Below are 4,525 nucleotides of genomic sequence, written 5' to 3'. Positions count from 1 at the left end.
GTTGGAAATTCGAGCACCACGGTATCTCCCAATTGATCTGGTTCTGTAAGGGCCCCGGCTACCAGGGTCACCTTTTCTCCGAAATGATCACTACCTGTCCATAATTTTAATGCCTCCCCACAACCTCCGCTGATGGTGCTGTGACCCGATACATAGCTTGGAAAAGGGGGACAAAGAAAGGTTTCGGGAGAATAGGGTCGCCATTCTTGTCCTTTGATATTTTTCATCCCCTGGCCTTCACCTCCCCAGGCCTCTATGATCTGATCTTCATAATACTCATGTACAAGTGCATATGGCCGGGCATAGTCATAGAACATCTTGGAATCCCATGAAGCAATAAAAGCGTCCATGGCTACCACCTGGTTGTAGAAATACATTTTAACATCCTCATCTAACGTATGCTGATCACGACGAGATACATCTTGGGCAAATTTTAACCAATGTCCGGCTTGCTGCACAGATTGTGGTCCGTCTCTCATAAATTCTACCAGCGCTTTATCATGGTCCGTTAAATTAGCCTGCAGGGCAATGACCTCGGCTACCTCTTCTTTTAGTTGGTCACTCCCAATCATAGGAGGGGGTCCTGGTCTGAACTGGTCACCACTTTGCAAGGCAATGGGCTTTACCTTATCCCAAAAAGGGGTAAGACATCCCGGGGCAAAAAACCCACCTTTCCCGTCCGAAAAATACTTGGGTTGCCAACGATTGGGGTCTACATTGGAATCTGCAGAATTTATAGGTTCGTAACCAACGTAATTAAAATAGGGTGTACCGTCGGATCCGTCTTCTTCCCCGTATTGATTGGCCCCGTCATTGTGCCTGGCCTTTATTACAGCCATCGCAGCTAAATTTCCTATACCTTCCGGGGTAGCCGGATCCTCTGATCTATTGGTAGGATCAAGGCCTAAGTCTTTCATGAATTTGGCAAATATTTCCTGATCGGAATAGTAGTATTCACACATAGTTCTGTAAGCGGCATAGCTAATGGCAATTTCTTTATTTTTCAAGGTATGTTGGTCCTTGGGCAGTCTGGGTATTTCAGACAGATAAACCGGGATTGCTTTGTCATCGAACCTGGTCCATGCATCAAAAACGGCCGTAAAAATGAGTCCCAGATATCGGGAAGTAATGGTAGGTCTTGGCGCAAAACGTTCCGTGTCTAGTGCGGTGGCTTTTAATGCCATGGCTCCCCACTGATAGGCCACATTGTCCATACCCTTAGGTTCTTCTATGGAAGCACTATCTTTTGTCCTGCAGCCAACTAGTAAAAAACAGCATACGCTTAGTAAAAATAATTTGTTCATGATATAGGTAATTGGTGGTGTTAATTTTATGCAGTATGATAAAATCTTACTCTAAATTAAAAAATATGACCAAATATAAGGGTCTTAATCAGCAATTTTCTTCAGTGCCCATAAGCCTAAAAGTGGGCCTAGGGCCAGGAAGGAATAAATTAAGGTAGGAGGGAAGCTATTCTGTGCCAGATTTAAAAGCTGTATACTGACAATGGTAATGGCAAATCCAATGCAGTTCACCAGGGTTAAGGCAGATCCTTTTAAGGCACTTTCGGCATTGTTGGCCACCATGGTGGAGAACAAAGGCGAATCTGAGATCACCACCATTCCCCAGAATAAAAGGAAGCCGAGAAAGACGGATTCATAGGGAACGTAAAAAAACAAAGGAGATAAGAGGCAGCAAACACAGGAAAGCAAGAGAGACCAAAAGGCAGTTTTTTTTACGCCAATTCGTTGAGATACCAGTCCCCCAATAACGCAGGCAATACTACCTATAGCTATGATCAGAAAGGACCAAAGGGAATTGTGTATATCCTTATGATGCATATCTGCGTAGGTCTTCAGGAGGATGGGGACAAAGGCCCAGAAGGCATACAGTTCCCACATATGACCAAAATAACCCAGGGCGGCACTCTTTAGTTTTTTGTTTTTCATCACTGAAACTAAGGCGGTAAGCTCAAAAGGGTTTCCCGCCCTTCGATAAGGACCGTCCGGAACAAAAAGCAGAATCAGCGAGCCACCTAAAAAGGAAAAGGCACTGGTTGCAGTAATAACCCATCTCCAGTTTTCGAATACAGGACTACTTTTTAACAAGTGAGGCAGGGCAGTACCCAAAACCAGGGCTCCTACGAGAAAAGAAAGCGACCTTCCTAGACCTTTTTCAAAATAATCGGCTGCTATTTTCATGCCTACAGGATAGATTCCGGCCAGGAAAAACCCTGTTAAATAGCGGGCAAGAACTAGGCTCCAAAGCGTATTACCCTCCCAAAATAAGCACAGGTTGCATATTGCGCCAAAAAGGGCCGAAAAGAAAAACACACGAGAGGGCGAGTATCGGTCTGCAATGGTAAAAAAGGCAAATAAAAGAGTACCACTGATAAATCCGAATTGCACGGCGGTCGTAAGATGGCCGAGGGCCCCGGAAGTGAGGGCAAATTCTGCCATAAGGTTATCTAACACCCCATTCCCTGCAAACCAAAGGGAAATGCAAAGGAACTGGGCGATGACGATTAATGGCAGTACCTTTTTTTGAATTTTCATATGCAGGTCAAAAGTAAATATTCCTTTTGAACTCTTGAGATATGATTTCGGCAAGCTGCTAGTAACAACCGAAAGGATCTTTACTTTTTATTGTTCCATCTAGGTTTGGCTTTTAATACACACAAACTGAAACAACTGTAATTAATTTATTAGACACACAGATTTCTTGGTGTAAACCGAGTTATTAAGTTCCCCCAGCATAAAGTGGGCAACGTCTGCCCTGGAGATCATCTTTGTCCAGATGAAACTTCCAAGATTCACTCCTTGTTTATAGCGGAGGCTTTTTCTGCCATTAGTGAGTTGTCCGGGTCTAACTATGGTATAGTTTAAATTGCTATCCTTTATCAAACGCTCTTGTTTGGACTTGTCACGAAAGTAGAAGAAGATGATTAAGGGGATTACAAAAAATGTGTAGTACAAACCTAATCGGTATTTGTTGTCATTGATCCCCATGGACGTGATGCAAATAAAGCGCGATACATTCGCTGTTTTCATGGCCTGCAGTATATTTTCCGTGCCCCGGGAAAGGATATGACTGGGTCCCAGGAACCGTTTATGGCCCAGGGCAGATAAAACGGCGTCTTTCCCATAGAAAATGTTTGCCAGATCTTTAGGATTCAGCACATTTCCCTGAATGACGGTTAAATTAGGGTGTACTAATTGCACTTTTTTTGGATTCCGGACAAGGGCAGCAATGGTATGCCCTGCCTCCAGGCCTTGTTGTAGTAATTCCTTCCCTGTTTTTCCGGTACCCCCAATGATGGCTAGTTTCATAGTAAAAGCAGTTTAACACACAAGTGTAGCAGGAAAAAAGTTCTTCAGGGTATTTGTTTAGCCCAGTTGTTGAGATACGCTACTGAGTTGAGGCAGCAGGGGTGTGAGGATTAGATTCGTTTATATGAAACTACCTCTATAGGTGCTTTTAATTATTGGCGGCTATTTCTGATTTTATATCTGACAGAAAAACCCTATCCATTTGATGGGTGTAGGGATCGAACATGTGCCTTCCTTCCAGGTATAGTTTATGGGCTTTCTCTAAATACTTGTTATACATTGCTTTGTTTTTCTTCTCTTTATAGACCAGTGCCCTATAAAACTCATTTTCTGCCAGGGTATTCTCGGTTTCCTGGATTTGAAAGGCCTGTAATGCCTTGTCGGGTTGGTTGGTTTCAAGGTATAGGATACCCAAATGGAGATAGTCGTATAATCCAATGAAATGATCTTCAAGCCCTAGTTGTTCTTCCATAATTTCAATGGCCCTGGCCTTTTCACCTATCGCTTTATAACAGAGGGCTTTTGCAATTTTAAGATGGTAATCGCCATTCTGACCAAAACCAATATCGCCCTTTACCAAACTTTCTAAACGCTCAATGTCTTCGATCGCCCCTTTATAATCTCTAAAGAACTGATATCTGCACCATCCACGATACCCAAGGTGTAAAGCCGGTTCATAGTGTACAGCATTCCTCATTAGTTTTTCCCAGGTAATGAAATCACCACTTTTCAGATATGCATATCCTTTGGCTTGATACGCATAGGCATAGGTAGAATCAATTGCCAGGGCAGCATCAAGAATTTTCTGATATTCCTTGGTAAACTGGTAATACCTGCCGGCTTCTTCCGCCTTTTTACATGCCTCAAACTTTGAGATGTCGCCATAGTATTTATAGGCCTCACAGTTTGGCTGACCAAAACAGAGTTCAATCATTGCCAAAAGACCGAGTAGCATTAATTTCTTCATGGTAAAATCTCCATTATATGTCCATTATCGAGTTTAAAAATGAGATATAAATAGTAATCTAGCGGCTTTTCGTTTTTTGTCATTATTTCCCAACCATCCAACTCTTTGAGAATTGTTAACAGCTGATTTGTAATGGCTTTGTCAAACACTTTTTCCTGATAATCGAAGTTTGATGAGATGATCCTGAACCTGCCGGCTTCACCTTTGCAATTCACTATAAACCGTATTC

At 42.7% G+C, this 4,525-nt stretch carries 4 protein-coding genes and 1 pseudogene; all 5 read right to left on the bottom strand.

Features of this window, described 5'->3' with window-relative positions; translation table 11 throughout:
- The coding region (locus WBM49_RS14635; RefSeq protein ID WP_424372787.1) for a vanadium-dependent haloperoxidase at positions 1 to 1,304 on the bottom strand (1,304 nt) is incomplete at its 3' end.
- Positions 1,305 to 1,388: 84 nt separating this feature from the next.
- Complete coding sequence (locus WBM49_RS14630; protein ID WP_424372786.1) at positions 1,389 to 2,555, bottom strand: MFS transporter; 1,167 nt, start codon at positions 2,553 to 2,555, stop codon at positions 1,389 to 1,391.
- A 141-nt stretch (positions 2,556 to 2,696) separates the two neighbouring features.
- Complete coding sequence (locus WBM49_RS14625) at positions 2,697 to 3,329, bottom strand: NAD(P)-dependent oxidoreductase (protein WP_424372785.1); 633 nt, start codon at positions 3,327 to 3,329, stop codon at positions 2,697 to 2,699.
- Positions 3,330 to 3,477: 148 nt separating this feature from the next.
- A complete protein-coding gene (locus tag WBM49_RS14620; protein WP_424372784.1) occupies positions 3,478 to 4,296 on the bottom strand; it encodes a tetratricopeptide repeat protein in 819 nt (272 codons plus the stop codon).
- Positions 4,293 to 4,525, bottom strand: a pseudogene (locus WBM49_RS14615) (hypothetical protein); the annotation flags it as partial. The gene WBM49_RS14620 and the pseudogene WBM49_RS14615, both read right to left, overlap by 4 nt.

The organism is Muriicola sp., assembly GCF_049669965.1.
Taxonomy (GTDB): domain Bacteria; phylum Bacteroidota; class Bacteroidia; order Flavobacteriales; family Flavobacteriaceae; genus Muriicola.
This window is presented reverse-complemented; position numbering and strand designations above follow the sequence as displayed.

Bases quoted from the DNA above. Each gene is read 5' to 3' on its own strand.
- WBM49_RS14620 (WP_424372784.1), bottom strand. From the start codon at position 4,296: ATGAAGAAATTAATGCTACTCGGTCTTTTGGCAATGATTGAACTCTGT.
- WBM49_RS14625 (WP_424372785.1), bottom strand. From the start codon at position 3,329: ATGAAACTAGCCATCATTGGGGGTACCGGAAAAACAGGGAAGGAATTA.
- WBM49_RS14630 (WP_424372786.1), bottom strand. From the start codon at position 2,555: ATGAAAATTCAAAAAAAGGTACTGCCATTAATCGTCATCGCCCAGTTC.